The following is a 16594-nucleotide window of genomic DNA, read 5'->3' as shown; positions in this document are numbered from 1 at the left end:
CAGAGCGACTTCAGTTCGGGCTTCACCGCTTGGTCAGACAGTTCCCATCCACTTCGCCAGCCGGTGCGCGGCCTCCTCGATCTGGTCGAGGCGGCGGTGGAAGCACAGCCTGAGGAAGGCTTCGCCGCCGGGACCGAAGGCGGTTCCCGGAGCCAGGCCGACATTGGCCTTGTCGACGATATCGAAGGCAGCGGTGCGGGAATCGGTGATGCCGTCGACGGTGAAGAACAGGTAGAAGGCGCCTTGCGGCACGGTAAACCGGGCGCGGCCGGTGGCGCCGAGAATGCCGCAGACCAAGTCGCGCGCCTTCCTCGCCCGCTCCACCTGTTCGGCGATGAAACCATCTCCCTCGTCGAGAGCCGCGACCGCGCCGCGCTGCATGAACTGGGCGACGCCGGAATTCGAATACTGGATCAGGTTCTCGAACACCTGCTGCAGGCTCGGATGCGTCTTGATCCAGCCGACGCGCCAGCCGGTCATCGCCCAGTTCTTGGAAAAAGAGTTGACGAACAGGATGCGGTCTTCCGCCGTGGCGATGTCGAGGAAGGACGGCGCGCGGCCATGGCCATAGTGGAACAGCGAATAGATCTCGTCGGCGATGATCCACACGTTCTTGGCGCGGGCGAGATCGAGGATCGCCCGCAAGGTTTCGTGATCGGCGGTCCAGCCGGTCGGGTTCGACGGCGTGTTGATGAACAGCGCCTTGGTGCGCGGGGTGATCGCCGCGGCGATCTTCTCGACGTCGCAGGACCAGCCATTGCCGGAATGATCGAGCGTGACCGCCACCGGAACGGCGCCCGACAGGGCGGCGGCGGCGTCGAAATTCGGCCAGGCCGGCGACAGATAGATCACCTCATCGCCGGCGCCGGCGAGAGCGGTAAGGGACATCTGGATGGCATGCATGCCGGATCCGGTGACGATGAACTGCTCCTCCGGGAAGGTCTTGGCGAAATGCCTAGCGTAGTAGCGGGCCAGCGCCTGCCTGAGGTCGGGAATGCCCCTCTGCCAGGTGTAGAACGTCTCTCCGCCTGCCAGCGCCTTCGACGCGGCATCGGTGATGAAGGCCGGCGTCGGCAGGTCGCCCTCGCCGGCCCAGAGCGGGATTAGACCCTCACGCAGGCGGCCGTAATTGACGACGGCGACAATGCCGCTCTCAGGTGCGGCACGGGCTTCGGCGCGAAAGCTGTCGATCAGGCTCATGGACAAATCCGTTTTGATTAGAGTTGCCGCTCTTTACCAGATGCTCGAACAGAAAACCCCGGCCGCGAACGGCCGGGGTTTTGGTCCAGCAACGGTTGGCTAAATTATCGCTTGGCTAGCAGATCGCGGATTTCGGTCAGCAACACAACATCGGCGGGTGGCGGCGCAGCGGGGGCCGCAGGCTTCTCGGCCTCGAGCCGCCTGCGCAGATTGTTCACCGCCTTGACCATAAGGAAGATGATGAAGGCGAGGATGAGGAAGTTCAGCACCACCGTGATGAAGCTGCCATAGGCAAAGACCGCACCCTGTTTCTTGGCGTCGGCCAGCGAGGTGGCATTCACGGCAGAGGACAATCCAAAGAAATAGTTGTTGAAGTCCAGGCCGCCGAAAATCGCACCGACGATCGGCATGATGATGTCGTTGACAAGGGAATCGACAATCTTGCCGAACGCAGCGCCGATGATGACGCCGACGGCCAAGTCCATCACGTTACCCTTGGAAATGAATTCCTGGAATTCTTTCAGCATTCGACCCTCCTTGTCATGACCGGCCGCGTTGCCGCTCCGTCCTTGCGGCATCGACCTGAAGGCAACATAACAAAAACCTGGAGTTGCAACATGGGCAAAAAGGGGAAAGCAACCGCTTTCTCCTTGGGTAGCGCCCGGGCTCGCTGCGTAGCCGCGATCATGCTGCCAAAGCCGCAATGGACTCCGGCGCCAAGCTGTGATTGCGTTCGCACAAGCCGGATAAAAAGGCGGCAAGGAAGGAAATTCCAGGCGTGCAGGGCTTGTTCATCGTCATCATCGCGATCGCCTATGTGACGCTGCTGTTCGCCATCGCCAGCCTGGGCGACCGCCGCTCGGCCGTCTCCGGACCCGGACGCGCGCGGCCCTTCATCTATGCGCTCAGCCTTGCCATTTACTGCACCTCCTGGACCTTCTTCGGCTCGGTCGGGCTCTCATCCGAGCGCGGCCTCGAATTCCTCGGCATCTATACCGGCCCGGTGCTGGTGTTCGTGTTCGGCTTCCCGCTGCTCAACCGCATCGTGCGGCTGGCCAAGACCGAGAAGATCACCTCGATCGCCGACTTCCTTGGCGCCCGCTACGGCAAGAGCTTCACCGTCGCCGCGATCGCCACGCTGATCGCGACCATCGGCGCGGTGCCCTACATCGCGCTGCAGCTGAAGGCGATCTCCGGCTCGGTCAGCCTGATGGTCGAGCACTATACGGGATCGCCGCCCTCTTTCGATCCGTTCGTCAGCGACATCTCGCTGGTCGTTGCCATGCTCTTGGCGCTGTTCGCGGTGCTGTTCGGCACCCGCCACGCCGACGCCACCGAGCACCAGGACGGGCTGGTACTGGCGGTGGCGGTCGAGACCGTGGTCAAGCTTGCCGCCTTCCTGGCGATCGGCCTGATGGTCACCTTCCTGATCTTCAGCGGACCGGGCGACATGTTCGCCAAGCTGGCGCAGAATGGGCAGGTGCGTCAGGCGATGGGCTACAACACTTCGCTCGCCACCTGGCTGGTGCTGACGGGCTTGAGCGGCTTTGCCATCATCCTGTTGCCGCGGCAGTTCTACGTCACGATCGTCGAGAACCGCGGCGAGGCCGAACTGCGCACCGCGACCTGGGTGTTCCCGCTCTACCTCGTGGCGATCAACCTGTTCGTGCTGCCGATCGCCTTTGCCGGCCTGTCGCTGGTCGGCACCGGCACCAGCAGCGATCTCTACGTCTTGTCGCTGCCCCTGTTCAGCGGCCATGACGTGCTCGCTATGATAGCCTTCATCGGCGGCCTCTCGGCGGCGACGGCCATGGTGATCGTCGAAAGCGTGGCGCTGTCGATCATGATCTCCAACGATCTCGTCATCCCGCTGTTCGTGCGGCGCCTGCTCAAGACCTCGACCTCGGAGAACGAGGACTGGTCGACGCTGATCCTCAATGTGCGGCGCGGGGCGATCTTCATCCTGTTGTTCATCGCTTTCCTCTACTACCGCGAGAGCACCAACAGCGCACGACTGTCATCGATCGGCCTGATGTCGTTCGCGGCCATCGCGCAGTTCGCGCCGGCGCTAGTCGGCGGCCTGATCTGGCGCGGCGCCAACGGCAGGGGTGCCGCGCTCGGCATGGTCGCGGGCATCCTCGTGTGGGGCTACACGCTGCTTTTGCCCTCGCTTGTCGCGCCCGATACCGACATGGTCGTGCACGGGCTGTTCGGCTTCGAGGCGCTGCGGCCACAGGCTCTGTTCGGCACGGTGGCCGAACCACTGAACCACGGCGTGTTGTGGAGCCTGTCGATCAACACGCTGTTCTTCGTGCTTGGCTCGCTGTCGCGCGCGTCGGTGCCGCTGGAGCGCATCCAGGCATCGATCTTCGTGCCGAGGGATGCCGGCCCGATGCCGAGCCTGCGCCGCTTCCGCACCGCCATCACCGTCAACGACCTCAAGGATACGATCGGGCGTTACCTCGGCGTCGAGCGCACCGAGCGTTCCTTCCAATCATTCGAGAAGACCAACGGCACCACGCTGCTCGGCAAGGAGCAGGCGAGCATGGACGTCATCCGCTTCTCCGAGCAACTGCTGGCAAGTGCCGTCGGTTCCTCCTCGGCGCGGCTGATCCTGTCGCTGCTGTTCCGGCGCCACGACCGCGAATCCAGCGATGCCTTCCGCCTGCTCGACGACGCCACCGAGGCGCTGCAGCACAACCGCGACCTGTTGCAGATCGCGCTCGACCAGATGGAGCAAGGCATCACCGTCTTCGACCGCGATTTCAGGCTGATCTGCTGGAACCGCCAGTACCGGGCGCTGTTCGACCTGCCCGACGACATGGGCCAGGTCGGCGTCTCGCTCGACCAGATCCTGCGCCATCTCGCCGAACGCGGTGACATTCCCGCCGACCAGCGGGTGACGATGCTCAATCGGCTGACCAGTTTCGTCAGCCCGTGGCAGATGGAATTGAAGACCAGCGGCCGCATCCTGGAACTGCGGTCCAACCCGATGCCGGATGGCGGCATCGTCGCCACCTATGCCGACATTTCCGGGCGCGTCGAACAGGATCTGGCGCTGAAACGCGCCAATGAATCGCTGGAGCAGCGCGTCAAGACCCGCACCATCGAACTGACCAGGGTCAACGAGGAGCTGGCGCAGGCGCAAATGCTGGCCGAGGAGGCCAATCTCGGCAAGACGCGGTTCCTCGCCGCCGCCGGCCACGACATCCTGCAGCCGCTGAACGCCGCCCGGCTCTATTGCTCCTCGCTGATCGAGAAGGCCGGCAAGGGGCCGGCCGGAAAGGCGGCGGTCAACATCGAATCCTCGCTGGAATCGGTCGAGACGATCCTGGGCGCCGTGCTCGACATCTCGCGCCTCGATGCCGGCGCGATGAAGCCGGATGACAGCGCCTTCACCCTCGACGGACTGCTGAGCCAGATCGGCAACGACTTCCGGCCGCTTGCCGCGGAAAAGAAGCTCGGGCTGACGATCATGCCATCGTCGCTGACGGTGGTGACGGACCGCAATCTGTTGCGCCGCCTGATCCAGAATCTCGTCTCGAACGCCATCAAATACACGCGGCACGGCCGCATCCTGGTCGGTGTGCGGCGGCGCGGCGAACTGGCGGAGATCCAGGTGATCGATACCGGCATCGGCATTGCCGGTGACAAGCTGAACACGGTCTTTCGCGAATTCACGCGACTGGACGAGGGTGCGCGAGAGGCCGAGGGCCTCGGCCTCGGCCTCTCCATTGTCGACCGCATCGCCCGGGTGCTCAGGCTCGAAATCCGCATCTTCTCCAATCCAGGCAAAGGCACGCGCTTTTCCGTTGTCTTGCCGGTCGCTGCCATGCAGGAGCCGCGACGCGAAATCGAAAAGACCAGAGGCCCTGTCCGGGCGGCGGCTTCGCTGGCGGGATTGCATGTGCTTTGCATCGACAATGATGCCCGCATCCTCGAAGGCATGCGGCTGCTGCTCGAAGGCTGGGGGTGCCATGTCGAGACGGTGTCCGGCTCACGCGATCTGGAGACCGCCGCGATCCGCCGCCCGGACATCGTGCTTGCCGATTACCATCTCGACGGTGAAACCGGCCTCGACATCATCGCCAGGCTGCGGGCGGCTCATGGCAGCGACCTGCCGGCCGTATTGGTCACGGCCGACCGCTCCAACGAGGTGCGGGCGGTCGCGAGCGAGCTCGAGATCCCGGTGATCAACAAGCCGCTGAAGCCCGCCGTGCTGCGTTCGATGATGGCCAGGGTCAGGCCGCTGGCCTCGGCGGCGGAATAGGTCAGCTCGTCGGCTGCAGCGGGTCGCCGCCGATCTTGGACAAAAGGATCACCGCCTGGGTGCGGCTGTCGACGCCGAGCTTCTGCAGGATGGCCGAGACATGTGCCTTGATGGTCGCCTCGGAGACGCCGAGTTCATAGGCGATCTGCTTGTTGAGCAGGCCTTCCGCCAGCATGCCGAGCACCCGGGTCTGCTGCGGCGTCAGCGCCTGCAGCCGCTTGATCAGGTCCGAGATTTCGGGATCGCGCTCGACGCCGAGATCGATGCCGACGGGTGCCGCGATGTCGCCGGCAAGCACCGACTGCACCGCATTGCGGATCTCCTCCATGCTGGCCGATTTGGAGATGAAGCCGGAAGCGCCGAGATCGAGCGCGCGCCTGATCGTCGCCGGGTCATCATGCGCCGAGACCACGACCAGCGGCACCGACGGATGGACGCCGCGCAGCGAAACCAGGCCGGAGAGACCGCTGGCGCCCGGCATCGACAGGTCGAGCAGCACCAGATCGACGTCCTCATTGGCCACGACCAGCGCCTTGGCGCTTTCGAAGTCGCCGGCCTCGTGGATGGCGGCGACATTGCCGATGCCGGCGAGCGCCTCGCGCAGCGCGCCGCGAAACAGCGGATGATCGTCGGCGATGACGAAAGAATAGCCTGACGGCAAATGTCCCTCCCCGAATCCCCGATGATTTTTTAAGCTTTTTCCGGGGCAAGTTGGACGATTATGAGGGGCGGCGCGCTGTTTTCAAGCGGCAAAGCCAGCGCGCCGCGTTTTCCCTTATCTATAGCGCTCAGGTCTTCTGCGAGTTGAGCTGGGCGCCGTCACCCTTGTCCTTGTCCATATCCTTGACGATGCCCATGAAGCCGCGCAGGAAGCGCTCCATGTAGCTCATCGTCTTGTTGAATTCCTCCTCGCTCGGCAGCTTCGATTCGAGCCGGGCGGAGAGCGAATTTTCCAGCTTGGTGACGCGCTCGTCCATCGCCTTCATCGAGGTCTGCAAGCGGTCGACCTCGTCCTGGAACGCGGCGCGCTCGTCGGCCGCCATCTTGCAGACGAGCTGCCCGGAGCGTTCCTCGCAGATCGACATCGCGCCGGTCTGGGTGTCCATGCGGATATAGCCGGTGGCCGACTTTTCCAGCCGGTAGCGGTCGGTTTCTTCCGAATATGCCGAAGCCGCGACCAGCGAAACGAGCGCGGCGGGGATCAAGATGTGCTGCAGACGCATGTTGTCCTCCATGGCCAAAGCCTGAAATATCGCATCTTTGCGCCAGAAATGGGGAAGACCCTTGGCGTGGCCTTTCCCGCACGGCTGGTTCCGACTCGTTTTGACGCAATTCCGGACGGAAAACCGTTTCACACTTGTCCTGGAATTGCTCTATAGCGCAACCATGTCTCAGTTTATCTACAAGATAACCCCGCAAGCGGCGTGGCGCGAGGCCGAAACCAATGGCCGCTTCACTGGTGCCGCGATCGATGTCGCCGACGGCTTCATCCACTTCTCCACGGCGTCGCAGGTCAGGGAAACAGCGGCAAAACATTTTTCCGGCCAGACGGATCTTCTGCTGGTCGCCATCGACGACGCCAGCCTGGGCGATGCCCTGAAATACGAAGTCTCGCGCGGCGGCGCGCTGTTCCCGCATCTTTACGGCGTGCTGGACCTGAAAGCGGTCAAGTGGGTCGAGCCATTGCCGCTCGGCGCCGACGGCACCCACCAATTCCCGCCGCTGGAGGGGCAATGAGCGTGCTCGACCGGCTCGGCCAGAAGCTGCTGTTCACCTTCGATCCGGAAACAGCGCATGGCCTGTCGATCGCGGCGTTGCGCTGCGGCCTGCCAGTTGGCGCGCGAACCGTACGCGACGTCCGCTTGAAGGTCAGCCTCTGCGGTCTCGATTTCCCGAACCCGCTCGGCATGGCGGCCGGCTATGACAAGAACGCCGAGGTGCCCGATGCGCTGCTTGGCCTCGGTTTCGGCTTTGCCGAGGTCGGCACGGTCACGCCGCTGCCGCAGGCCGGCAACCCGAAGCCGCGCATCTTCCGGCTGACGGCTGACGAAGGGGTGATCAACCGTCTGGGCTTCAACAATGAAGGTCATGCGGCTGCCGAAAAACGCCTCGCCGCCCGCAAGGGACGTGGCGGCATCGTCGGGGTCAACATCGGCGCCAACAAGGACACCGCCGACCGCATCGGCGATTATGAGCGCGGCGTCGCCCGCTTTGCGCCCTATGCCAGCTATCTCACCGTCAACATCTCCTCGCCCAACACGCCGGGTCTGCGCAACATGCAGGCGCGCGAACAGCTCGGCGAACTGCTGTCGCGGGTCATGGCCGCACGCGCCGCGGCGTCCGCACAGCCGCCGGTCTTCCTGAAGATCGCGCCGGACCTGGTCGAGGCTGAACTGGAGGACATCGCCGCGGAGGTGACCGAGAAGCGGATCGACGGCGTCATCGTCTCCAACACAACCATTTCGCGACCGGCCTTGCGCAGCGGCGACGTTGCGCGCGAGACGGGTGGGCTGTCGGGCAAGCCGCTGTTCGAACGCTCGACCATCGTGCTGGCGAAAATGCGCAGGCTGCTCGGCCCCGAGAGGACCATCATAGGCGTTGGCGGCGTCGATACTACGGACGCTGCACTGGAGAAAATCCGCGCGGGTGCCGATCTCGTCCAGCTCTACACCAGCATGATCTATGCCGGTCCTGCGCTGCCGGCCCGCATTATTGCAGGGATGGCAAGCTTCATGGAAAAAGGGCGGCTCAAGTCGATCCGTGAATTGCGCGACAGCAATCTCGATCGGTGGGCGTCGAAGCCACTCAGCTGAACGCCGTGCGCATTCGCAGTTGCAGAATCATCAGCAGGCTGAAGCCGCGTGCCAAAAGGAACACGTGCAGCGCCGCCCATAGGCCGTGATTGCCGAAGGCCGGCGCCAGGGTCAGCAGCGCGGCGGCGAAAGCCAGGAACGACAAGAGCATCATGTTGCGCATGTCGCGCGACCAGGTTGCGCCGATGAAGACGCCGTCCATCTGGAACGCCAGCACGCCGGTCAGCGCGGTGAATGCCGCCCACGGCAGGTAGATGTCGGCCACGGAGCGGACCTCCTGCGATGTCGTGACGACGGCGACCAGATTGGCGCCGGCCAACAGAAGCACCAGCGTCGCGGCCCCGGCCAGCCCGAAACCCCAGAACAGCGTCAGCCGCACGGCCTGACGGAAGGGCTGCTCCGCGCGTGCACCGACGGCGCGGCCGGCGAGCTGTTCGGCGGCGGTGGCGAAACCGTCGAGGAAATAGCCGGCGACGAGGAAGAAATTCATCAACACCGCATTGGCGGCCAGCGTCACGGTGCCGAACTGCGCGCCCTGGCGCGTGAACAGCGCGAAGGCGGCAAGCAGCGAGAACGAGCGGATCATGATGTCGCGGTTGAGCGACATCATGCGCAGGAAGGCGGACATGTCGAGCAGGCGATGGCGCGGCAAGGGCGGCGCCGTCCGGAACCGCCTGATAACGATGGCCAGACCGAGCAGCATGGCCAGGAATTCGCCACTGACGGTCGCCCAGGCGACGCCGGCGACGCCCCAGCCAAGTTCCAGTCCGAGCAGGAAGCAGAGCGCGATGTTGATGCCGTTGAGCACCAGTTGCAGCACCAGCCCAAGCCCGCCCTCGCCGCGTCCCAGCACATAGCCAAGGATGGCATAGTTGATCAACGAGAAGGGCGCGGCGAGCAGCCTGATCCTGATATAGACGCCCATCGCCTCGCTGACGCGCGGTCCGGCATCCATGAACCACTGGCCGCCGACGGCGATCAACGGCGAAAGTGCCGCCAGTACGATGCCGGCGACGACCGCGATCAGCACCGCGCGCCAGAACACCGCCTGTTCCTCGAGCGCGTCGCCACGCCCGAAAGCCTGGGCGACGAGGCCGGTGGTGCCGGAGCGCAGGAAATTGAAGCTGGTGAAGACGACGTCGAAGACCAGCGCGCCCGCCGCCAGGCCGCCGAGCAAGGCGGCATCGCCGAACTGGCCGATCACGGCCGTATCGACCAGGCCGAGCATCGGCGTCGTCAGATAGGCAAGCGTCATCGGCACCGCGATGGCAAGCACGGAACGGTTGGTGACGACGAAAGGTCTCGCGTCGGCTGTGGTCACGCCCTTGTCCAAGGATTGCTGCCTTGCTGATTGCGGCTTGATCGAGCGTCCGATGTGCCCCATTTTCCTGCCACCGCGCAATCACCCTTGCCGCGACGGCCAACCGAAATCCCGGTCTGGCGTGAGCCCGCCGGACCCAGTCCATGCCCCTGCAGATCGTCCACCATCCCGACTACGACGCCGGCTTCGCCGTCAACCACCGCTTTCCGATGAGCAAGTATCCGCTGCTGATGGAGGCCTTGCACGCACGCGGCCTGGCCGGCGCGCTCAACACGGCGGAGCCCGCGCCGGCATCATGGCTGAAGCTTGCCCATGCGGCCGATTATGTCGATCAAGTCATCGGCTGTTTTGTGCCGGAAAAAATCGAGCGTGAGATCGGCTTTCCGATCGGCCCACGAGTTTCACGTCGCGCGCAGCTTGCAACGGGCGGCACTATACTGGCGGCTCGGCTCGCCTTGCGCCACGGCATCGCCTGCAACACCGCCGGCGGCAGCCATCATGCGCGGCGCGCGCAAGGTGCCGGCTTCTGCACCTTCAACGATGTCGCCGTTGCCGCGCTGATGCTGCTCGCGGAGGGCGCCGCGCACAACATCCTTGTCATCGATCTCGACGTGCATCAGGGCGACGGGACGGCGGACATTCTGGGCGATGAACCACGCGCGTTCACATTTTCAATGCATGGCGACCGCAACTACCCGGTTCGCAAGATCGCCTCCGACCTCGATGTCGCGCTGCCCGACGGCACCGGCGATGCAGCCTATCTCGAAAGGCTCGCCGCGATCCTGCCGGAATTGTCGGCCAAGCGACATTGGGACATCGTTTTCTACAATGCCGGCGTCGACGTCCATGCGCAGGACCGGCTTGGCAGGCTGGCGCTTTCCGACAACGGCCTGCGCAGCCGCGACGAGATGGTGATCGGCCATTTTCGCGCAGACGGCATCCCCGTCTGCGGCGTCATCGGTGGCGGTTATTCCACGGACGTGCCGGCACTTGCCGCGCGCCACGCCATCCTGTTCGAGGTCGCCTCGGGTTATGTCCGACGAACTTTTTCGAGCACGGCCTACTTCCGGTAGTTGGCGATCCTGAGCAGGATGAAGGCCGGAACGACGATCGCGGCGCCGAGCAGGATATAGCCAAGGAAGCGGTCGATGGCGCGGAAGCCCAGGTTCCAGATATCCATGAAGAACTTCTGGATGCCATAGAAGACATCCATCGGCGACCAGCCGAAGGCATTCATGACAAGGCCGACGAGGAACGAGACCACCAGCAGCTTCAGGATCACCCTGAACGGCGAGTCGCCGAGAAAACGCGTCAGTGCGGACAAGGCCGTCTCCCGATTGAGATGCCCAGACTCACAGGCACTGTCCAGAGATACGTGCTTGGCGGTCATCCATCAAGCCGGCGCGGTCTGCACGGCAGAACCTGCCGCGTTGAACCGTGACCGTTGGCGGCGCCGAACCCGGTGACCGGCCGACAACCCATCCATTGGCCTGTGACTTATCTGTTTTCTAACCAATTGCCGCTATTGCCGTTCCAAGAGCGGGAGCCAGGCTTTGGCGGGAACAGGAAAAATCGGCGCGCACCGCACAGTCATGCTGTCGGTCGTGGTGCCATGCTACAATGAGCGCGACGGCGTGGCGGAGCTTCATCGACGCGTCAGTGCCGCATGCCTCGAGCAAAGCCCTTCCTACGAGATCGTGCTTGTCATCGACGGGGCGACCGACGGCACCCGCGAGGCCATTTTCGAACTGGCCGAAAAGGACGACCATGTGGTCGCCATCGACCTTGCCCGCAATTACGGCCATCAGATCGCGCTCAGCGCCGGGCTGGAATTCTGCCGCGGCGAGCGCATCCTCATTCTGGACGCCGACCTCCAGGATCCGCCCGAACTGCTCGGCGCCATGATGGCGAAGATGGATGAAGGCTTCGACGTCGTCTACGGCCAGAGGGTGAAGCGCGACGGCGAGAGCTGGTTCAAGCTGGCTTCCGCCTCGATGTTCTATCGCTTGCTGGGCCGGATGGTCGATGTCGAGATCGCGCAGGATTCCGGAGACTTCCGGCTGATGAGCCGCCGCGCGGTGGACCATTTGAACGCGATGCCCGAACGCTACAGGTTCATTCGCGGCATGGTGAGCTGGATCGGGCTGAGGCAGGTCGCCTTCCCCTATGAAAGGCACCGGCGCTTTGCCGGCACCACCCACTATCCGCTGAAGAAGATGGTTCTTCTGGCGGTCGACGCGATGACCAGCTTTTCGATCGTGCCTTTGCGGTTCGCCTCGCTGCTGGGGATGATGTTCGGCGTGCTCGGGCTGGTCGTGCTCGGCTATACGCTGTTCGAATGGTCCAGGGGCAACGTGGTGCCCGGCTGGACGAGCCTTGCCGCGATCATGCTGATCATGGGCAGTGTGCAGCTTCTGGTGCTCGGCATATTCGGCGAGTATCTCGGCCGCATGTATATGGAGACCAAGCGGCGGCCGCTCTACTTCGTCAACGAAATCGTTTCGCGCGACCAGCCCGCCAAGGACAGCGACCTGCCCGTCCACCGCCTGCAGGAGATGGCGAAAAGGGCCGCGCGTGGTTGAGAAGGTCGACCGGATGCAACGGGAACGGCATGGACAGGATGCGGTCGGCTCTTCCGTCTGATTTCTCGCGGATGCTGCGCTTTGGCGCCGTCGGGCTGCTCAACACGGCGCTTGGATATACGCTCATCCTGGCCGGGCTGTGGCTGGGGCTGGGCGACATCGTCTCCAACGCGGCAGGCTACGCAGCAGGCCTCACCCTCGGCTTTTTCCTCAATCGCCGATGGACATTCACAGCCGCCGGCGGCTTTCGCCCCGGCACAGCCGTTCGATACGCGATCACCTTCATTGTCGCCTATGGCGCCAATCTGGGCATAGTGATCGCCGCAATGTCCGCCGGCATCATCGAAAACCCGTTCGTCCATCTGGCTGGAAACTGCCTCTACACCGTAATCTTCTATCTCGGCTCGTCCCGTTTCGTCTTCGTCGGCGGCGCGGATGATGCCGTGGCCGCAACGAACGCGAAATGGCCTGGAGTTGTGACATGACACAAGCCGCAGCGATCGCGACGGCGACGCCGTCGCTGGGAGCCGTGACATGACACAGGCCACTGCGATCGTGACGGCGACGCCGTCACTTGGAGCCGTGACATGACACAGGCCACTGCGATCGTGACGGCGACGCCGTCACTTGGGGACGCGCAACGCATCAGACTGATATTCTGCCTTCTCTGCGCCTGCGTCGTGGCCTATGTGCTCACCGCCTTCGCCGGCGCGATCCTGCAGGATCCCGACAATTGGTGGCAAGTGAAGGTCGGGCTGGACTTCCTGGCAAACCGGACGTTTCCAACCGTCGACCCCTATTCCTATACGTTCGCCGGCCAGCCCTGGATCGCCAAGGAATGGCTGGGGCAGGTGCTTCTGGCCCTTGCCTACGGTGCGGGCGGCTGGAATGGCGTCGTCACGCTGATCATCGCCACCGTCGGCCTGACGGTTTTCCTGATGGGATGGTTCCTCAGCGCCTGGCTGAAGCCGATCCTGGCGATAGCGCTGGCCTTCGCGGCCGCTTTCCTGGTCGCTCCGATCTATACGGCGCGCCCGCATGTCTTCACCTTGCCGATCATCGTCGTCTGGACGGCAATGCTGTTTCGTGCCGCGCATGAAGAGAAAGCCCCGCCCCTGTGGCTGCTCGTGCTTGTCGTCTTGTGGGCAAACCTGCACGCCACCTTCACCCTGAGCTTCGTCATCGCTGGATTCGCCGGACTGGAGCTGCTGTCACGGATCGGCCTGTCGAAGCCGGCGCTTCTGGCAAAATGGGTTGCGTTCGGACTGCTCTGCCCACTGGTCAGCCTGATGCATCCCTATGGGGTGAAGGCCATCCTGGCCACATTCACCGTCGCCTATGGCAACGAGGCGGTGCCGCTCATCCTGGAGTGGCGCCCATTCAATGCCCAGGAGCACCTCTTCCAGGAAGCGGTGATGCTGCTGGCGCTTTTCGGGCTTTTGGTGTCGAGGCTCCGGATCGGCTGGGCCAAGGCGTTGTTCATCGTCTTCGCCTTGCATGTCTATCTCAGCCATATGCGATTTGTATATCTGCCTTTCCTGTTGATCCCCCTGGTGATCGCGGTCGAGGTCGCACGGCAGTATCCTTCGCTCTCAACCACGACCTGGTTGGCGGAAAAACGTGACGGGCTGGAAAGGCTCTTCGCCAGCCGATTCCATGCGCTCTGCGGCACCATGGCTGTCTTGCTGGTCGGCGCGGTCTTGATCCTCGGCAACGCCTATCAGGTCGCACCGAGCCCGAAGACATCGGCCAGCGGCGCCCTGGCATTCGCCGGGGATCACCACCTCACAGGCAACGTGCTGAACTCCTACAATTTCGGCGGCACGCTGATTTTCCATGACATCAAGACCTATATCGACGGCAGGACGGACCAGCTGTTCCTGGGCGGGTTCACGAAAACCGATGGAGCGACGGGCAAGAGCGACGGCAAACCGCTGCTCGAGGCCCAGCTGAAAAAATACGCTATTGGCTGGGCGCTGCTCACAGCCGACGATACCCGCATCCCGTTCTTCGCGGAATTGGGCTGGAAGCGGGCCTATGCGGACGACTATGCCGTGATCTACCTGCCCGGCGCCTGATTTTTACGGCGATTTTTCAACGCTGATCTTTCAACGCCTGCGCCAATCGGCTTCATCAATCGAACACCGGTTTGCCTTGACACCGATGTTGCAGTGCAGCAAAATTGCGCGACAGAGGGTAGATCTGTGCGACCAGCAAACTGGCATTTTTCGCAATATCAGGACGTCGCCGCATGAGCGATCCAGCAAGCCGCGGCAAGCCAATACCGCCGACCCCATCGTCCGGACCGGTCAAATGAACTACAGGCGCGACATCGACGGTCTGCGGGCGATCGCGGTGCTGCCCGTCGTGCTCTTCCATTTCGGCGTGTCCGCCATTCCCGGCGGCTTCACCGGCGTCGACATCTTCTTCGTCATATCGGGCTATCTGATCAGCGGCAGCCTGCTCGACGATCTCGAGCGCGGCCAGTTTTCGATCGGCCGCTTCTACTGGCGCCGTGCGCGCCGCATCCTGCCGGCGCTAACCTTCGTCATCGTGCTCGCGAGCATTGCTGCCTGGTTCATCCTTCTGCCGACGGATCTACACGAATTCAGCCTCAGCGTTATCGCGGCCTCGACCTTCTGGTCGAACATCTATTTCTGGAAGACGACCAACTATTTTTCAATCGATGCCGCCCTGCGGCCGTTGCTGCACACATGGTCGCTTTCGGTCGAGGAGCAGTACTACATCTTCGCGCCGATCCTTGTGTATCTGATCTACCGCTATGCCTCGAAACGCTGGCTGGCGATACTGCTGCCGATCGCCATCGGCAGCTTTGCCGTCGCGGTCATGGCAACCACGCTGGCGCCGACCGCCGGCTTCTATCTCTTGCCGACACGGGTCTGGGAACTGGCACTGGGCGCCATGCTGATGCTGAAAAGGCCTCCGGCGCTTGCCAGCCGGCTGGCGATGGAACTGATCGGCCTGGCCGGCTTTGTCCTTGTCGCGGCCGGTTTCCTGACGATTTCGGAAAGCGACCCGTTTCCGGGCTACAATGCCCTGTTGCCCTGCGTGGGAACGGCGCTGCTCATCTATGCCGGCACGGACCGCGCGGGCGCGGAAGGGCCGGCACCCATCGCCACCCGCGTGCTTCGGTTCGCCCCGCTGGTCTGGGTCGGCCTCATTTCCTATTCGCTCTACCTGGTCCACTGGCCGATCAACTCGTTCGTCCACTATCTCTCCCTGAAGGCCATCGGCGTGCCGACGATCGTCGCGATGACGGTGGGCAGCTTCGCCCTGGCGACGTTCTCCTGGAAATATGTCGAGCAACCCTTTCGCCAGAAACGGGCGTTCACCGCCCCTTTGCCCATCTTCGCCTTTTCGGCGACGGCGATCGCGCTGCTGTGCGTCGTTGGCCTGACTGGTGCGCTGGGCAACGGTTTTCCGCAACGGTTCCCGGATTTTTCGACCGAACGGATTCGCGTCGGCGACTGGCGCAACGGCGTCTGTTTCAATGAAGGCGGGACCCGGATCGAGACCTGGAACCTCGCCGACTGCACCCGCACGGAGGGCTTTGCCACCAATGTGCTGCTGTGGGGCGATTCCTTTGCAGCCCATTATGTTTCGGGGCTTGAGGCCAACGCCCAGAAAGTCCAGGCCAACGTCATCCAATACACCTATGCCGGCTGCCCACCGGACCTCAGCTATTTTTCCTATGCCCGGCCGGCCTGCACCCGCTTCAACGAACGGGCCCTGTCGATCATCCGGGATGCCAATATCCAGGCGGTGATCCTGAGCGGCCGTTGGAGCGACTATCAGATCCGGGGCTTCGATGGCCTGCAGAAGACGATCGACCGGCTTCGCGAAATGGGCGTCAAGGTCTATGTCATCGGCCAGTCTCCGGAATTCGTCGCCGACGTCCAGAAAATCGCCTTCTTCGCGACGCGGGAGCATGCCACGAACACGTCCTGGCCGATGGCCATGGATCCGGACATCAACAAGCGAGTGCTGCCATTCGTCAAAGGCGCTGATTTCATCGACCCGCTGGCCTATCTATGTGACGCGGCCGGCTGTTCCTATGCTGATGCAGGCACCAGGCAATTTCTTTACTTCGACTACGGCCATTTCTCGACCGCCGGAGCAGCGCTCGCCATCTCGAAATACTGGCCGAGCTTTGCCGCGAGCAACGAAGTCGCGAAGGCAAAAGGGCAATCCGCGGGCCATGGACCCGCGGAACCGCCGCAACTTGCGACGGGAGCCGGTTTGCGATTGCCCGGAGGCTAATCCTCATGGTAACGAGGCGCTGCGCGGGTATGATGTAATGGTAGCCTGTCAGCTTCCCAAGCTGAACGCGCGGGTTCGATTCCCGCTACCCGCTCCACCTTGCTCCGCAAGGCTTTGCGCCTGATTT

General features: G+C 63.3%; 14 protein-coding genes and 1 tRNA gene. 9 read left to right on the top strand and 6 right to left on the bottom strand.

The features are described 5' to 3' along the window. Nucleotides 1-33: 33 nt before the first annotated feature. Both FJ978_RS13070 and mscL read right to left on the bottom strand, forming a co-directional pair. Nucleotides 34-1200 carry a pyridoxal phosphate-dependent aminotransferase gene (locus FJ978_RS13070; RefSeq protein WP_140572441.1) on the bottom strand — a complete coding sequence of 389 codons (1167 nt, stop codon included), beginning with the start codon at nt 1198-1200 and terminating at the stop codon, nt 34-36. Between the two features lie 104 nt (nt 1201-1304). After that, a complete protein-coding gene (mscL, locus tag FJ978_RS13065) occupies nt 1305-1727 on the bottom strand; it encodes a large conductance mechanosensitive channel protein MscL (protein WP_013897243.1) in 423 nt (140 codons plus the stop codon). Between the two features lie 251 nt (nt 1728-1978). Here mscL and FJ978_RS13060 point away from each other — a divergent pair, with 251 nt between their 5' ends. Then, nucleotides 1979-5470 carry a PAS domain-containing hybrid sensor histidine kinase/response regulator gene (locus FJ978_RS13060; protein ID WP_140572440.1) on the top strand — a complete coding sequence of 1164 codons (3492 nt, stop codon included), beginning with the start codon at nt 1979-1981 and terminating at the stop codon, nt 5468-5470. Between the two features lies 1 nt (nt 5471). Here the strand turns inward: FJ978_RS13060 and FJ978_RS13055 are convergent, their stop codons facing one another. Beyond that, on the bottom strand, nt 5472-6131 hold the full coding sequence (locus tag FJ978_RS13055; RefSeq protein ID WP_013897245.1) for a response regulator transcription factor: 660 nt from the start codon (nt 6129-6131) through the stop codon (nt 5472-5474). Nucleotides 6132-6258: 127 nt separating this feature from the next. After that, entirely contained in the window at nt 6259-6693 is a 435-nt protein-coding gene (locus tag FJ978_RS13050) for a hypothetical protein (RefSeq protein WP_023768334.1), read from the bottom strand. A gap of 163 nt (nt 6694-6856) precedes the next feature. Between FJ978_RS13050 and FJ978_RS13045 the strand changes: the two genes are divergently transcribed. Continuing rightward, nucleotides 6857-7207: a DUF952 domain-containing protein gene (locus FJ978_RS13045; protein ID WP_041165157.1), complete on the top strand. Its 351-nt coding sequence runs from the start codon at nt 6857-6859 to the stop codon at nt 7205-7207. After that, on the top strand, nt 7204-8283 hold the full coding sequence (locus tag FJ978_RS13040; protein WP_140572439.1) for a quinone-dependent dihydroorotate dehydrogenase: 1080 nt from the start codon (nt 7204-7206) through the stop codon (nt 8281-8283). The genes FJ978_RS13045 and FJ978_RS13040 overlap by 4 nt, the downstream gene beginning before the upstream one ends. Here FJ978_RS13040 and FJ978_RS13035 read toward each other — a convergent pair. Further along, complete coding sequence (locus FJ978_RS13035) at nt 8276-9616, bottom strand: MATE family efflux transporter (protein ID WP_140572438.1); 1341 nt, start codon at nt 9614-9616, stop codon at nt 8276-8278. The genes FJ978_RS13040 and FJ978_RS13035 overlap by 8 nt on opposite strands. A 131-nt stretch (nt 9617-9747) precedes the next feature. Here FJ978_RS13035 and FJ978_RS13030 point away from each other — a divergent pair, with 131 nt between their 5' ends. Beyond that, a complete protein-coding gene (locus FJ978_RS13030; RefSeq protein ID WP_140572437.1) occupies nt 9748-10677 on the top strand; it encodes a histone deacetylase in 930 nt (309 codons plus the stop codon). Here FJ978_RS13030 and FJ978_RS13025 read toward each other — a convergent pair. Beyond that, a complete protein-coding gene (locus tag FJ978_RS13025; protein ID WP_140572436.1) occupies nt 10665-10928 on the bottom strand; it encodes a DUF6460 domain-containing protein in 264 nt (87 codons plus the stop codon). The two genes, FJ978_RS13030 and FJ978_RS13025, sit on opposite strands and share 13 nt — an antisense overlap. Before the next feature lie 268 nt (nt 10929-11196). On the opposite strand from FJ978_RS13025, the gene FJ978_RS13020 reads away from it, so the two are divergent. The 5 genes from FJ978_RS13020 to FJ978_RS13000 all read left to right on the top strand — a co-directional run bounded on the left by FJ978_RS13020 (nt 11197) and on the right by FJ978_RS13000 (nt 16564). After that, complete coding sequence (locus FJ978_RS13020) at nt 11197-12186, top strand: glycosyltransferase family 2 protein (protein WP_140572688.1); 990 nt, start codon at nt 11197-11199, stop codon at nt 12184-12186. Nucleotides 12187-12215: 29 nt separating this feature from the next. Then, nucleotides 12216-12671: a GtrA family protein gene (locus FJ978_RS13015; protein ID WP_140572435.1), complete on the top strand. Its 456-nt coding sequence runs from the start codon at nt 12216-12218 to the stop codon at nt 12669-12671. 102 nt (nt 12672-12773) lie between these two features. Next, nucleotides 12774-14264, top strand: a complete 1491-nt coding sequence (locus FJ978_RS13010) for a hypothetical protein (protein ID WP_140572434.1) — start codon at nt 12774-12776, stop codon at nt 14262-14264. A 235-nt stretch (nt 14265-14499) separates the two neighbouring features. Next, complete coding sequence (locus FJ978_RS13005; RefSeq protein WP_140572433.1) at nt 14500-16467, top strand: acyltransferase family protein; 1968 nt, start codon at nt 14500-14502, stop codon at nt 16465-16467. Between the two features lie 23 nt (nt 16468-16490). Continuing rightward, nucleotides 16491-16564 (top strand) — tRNA-Gly (locus tag FJ978_RS13000). Nucleotides 16565-16594: the final 30 nt, after the last annotated feature.

The sequence above is a fragment of the Mesorhizobium sp. B1-1-7 genome, from assembly GCF_006442705.1.
Lineage (GTDB): Bacteria > Pseudomonadota > Alphaproteobacteria > Rhizobiales > Rhizobiaceae > Mesorhizobium > Mesorhizobium opportunistum.
This window is presented reverse-complemented; position numbering and strand designations above follow the sequence as displayed.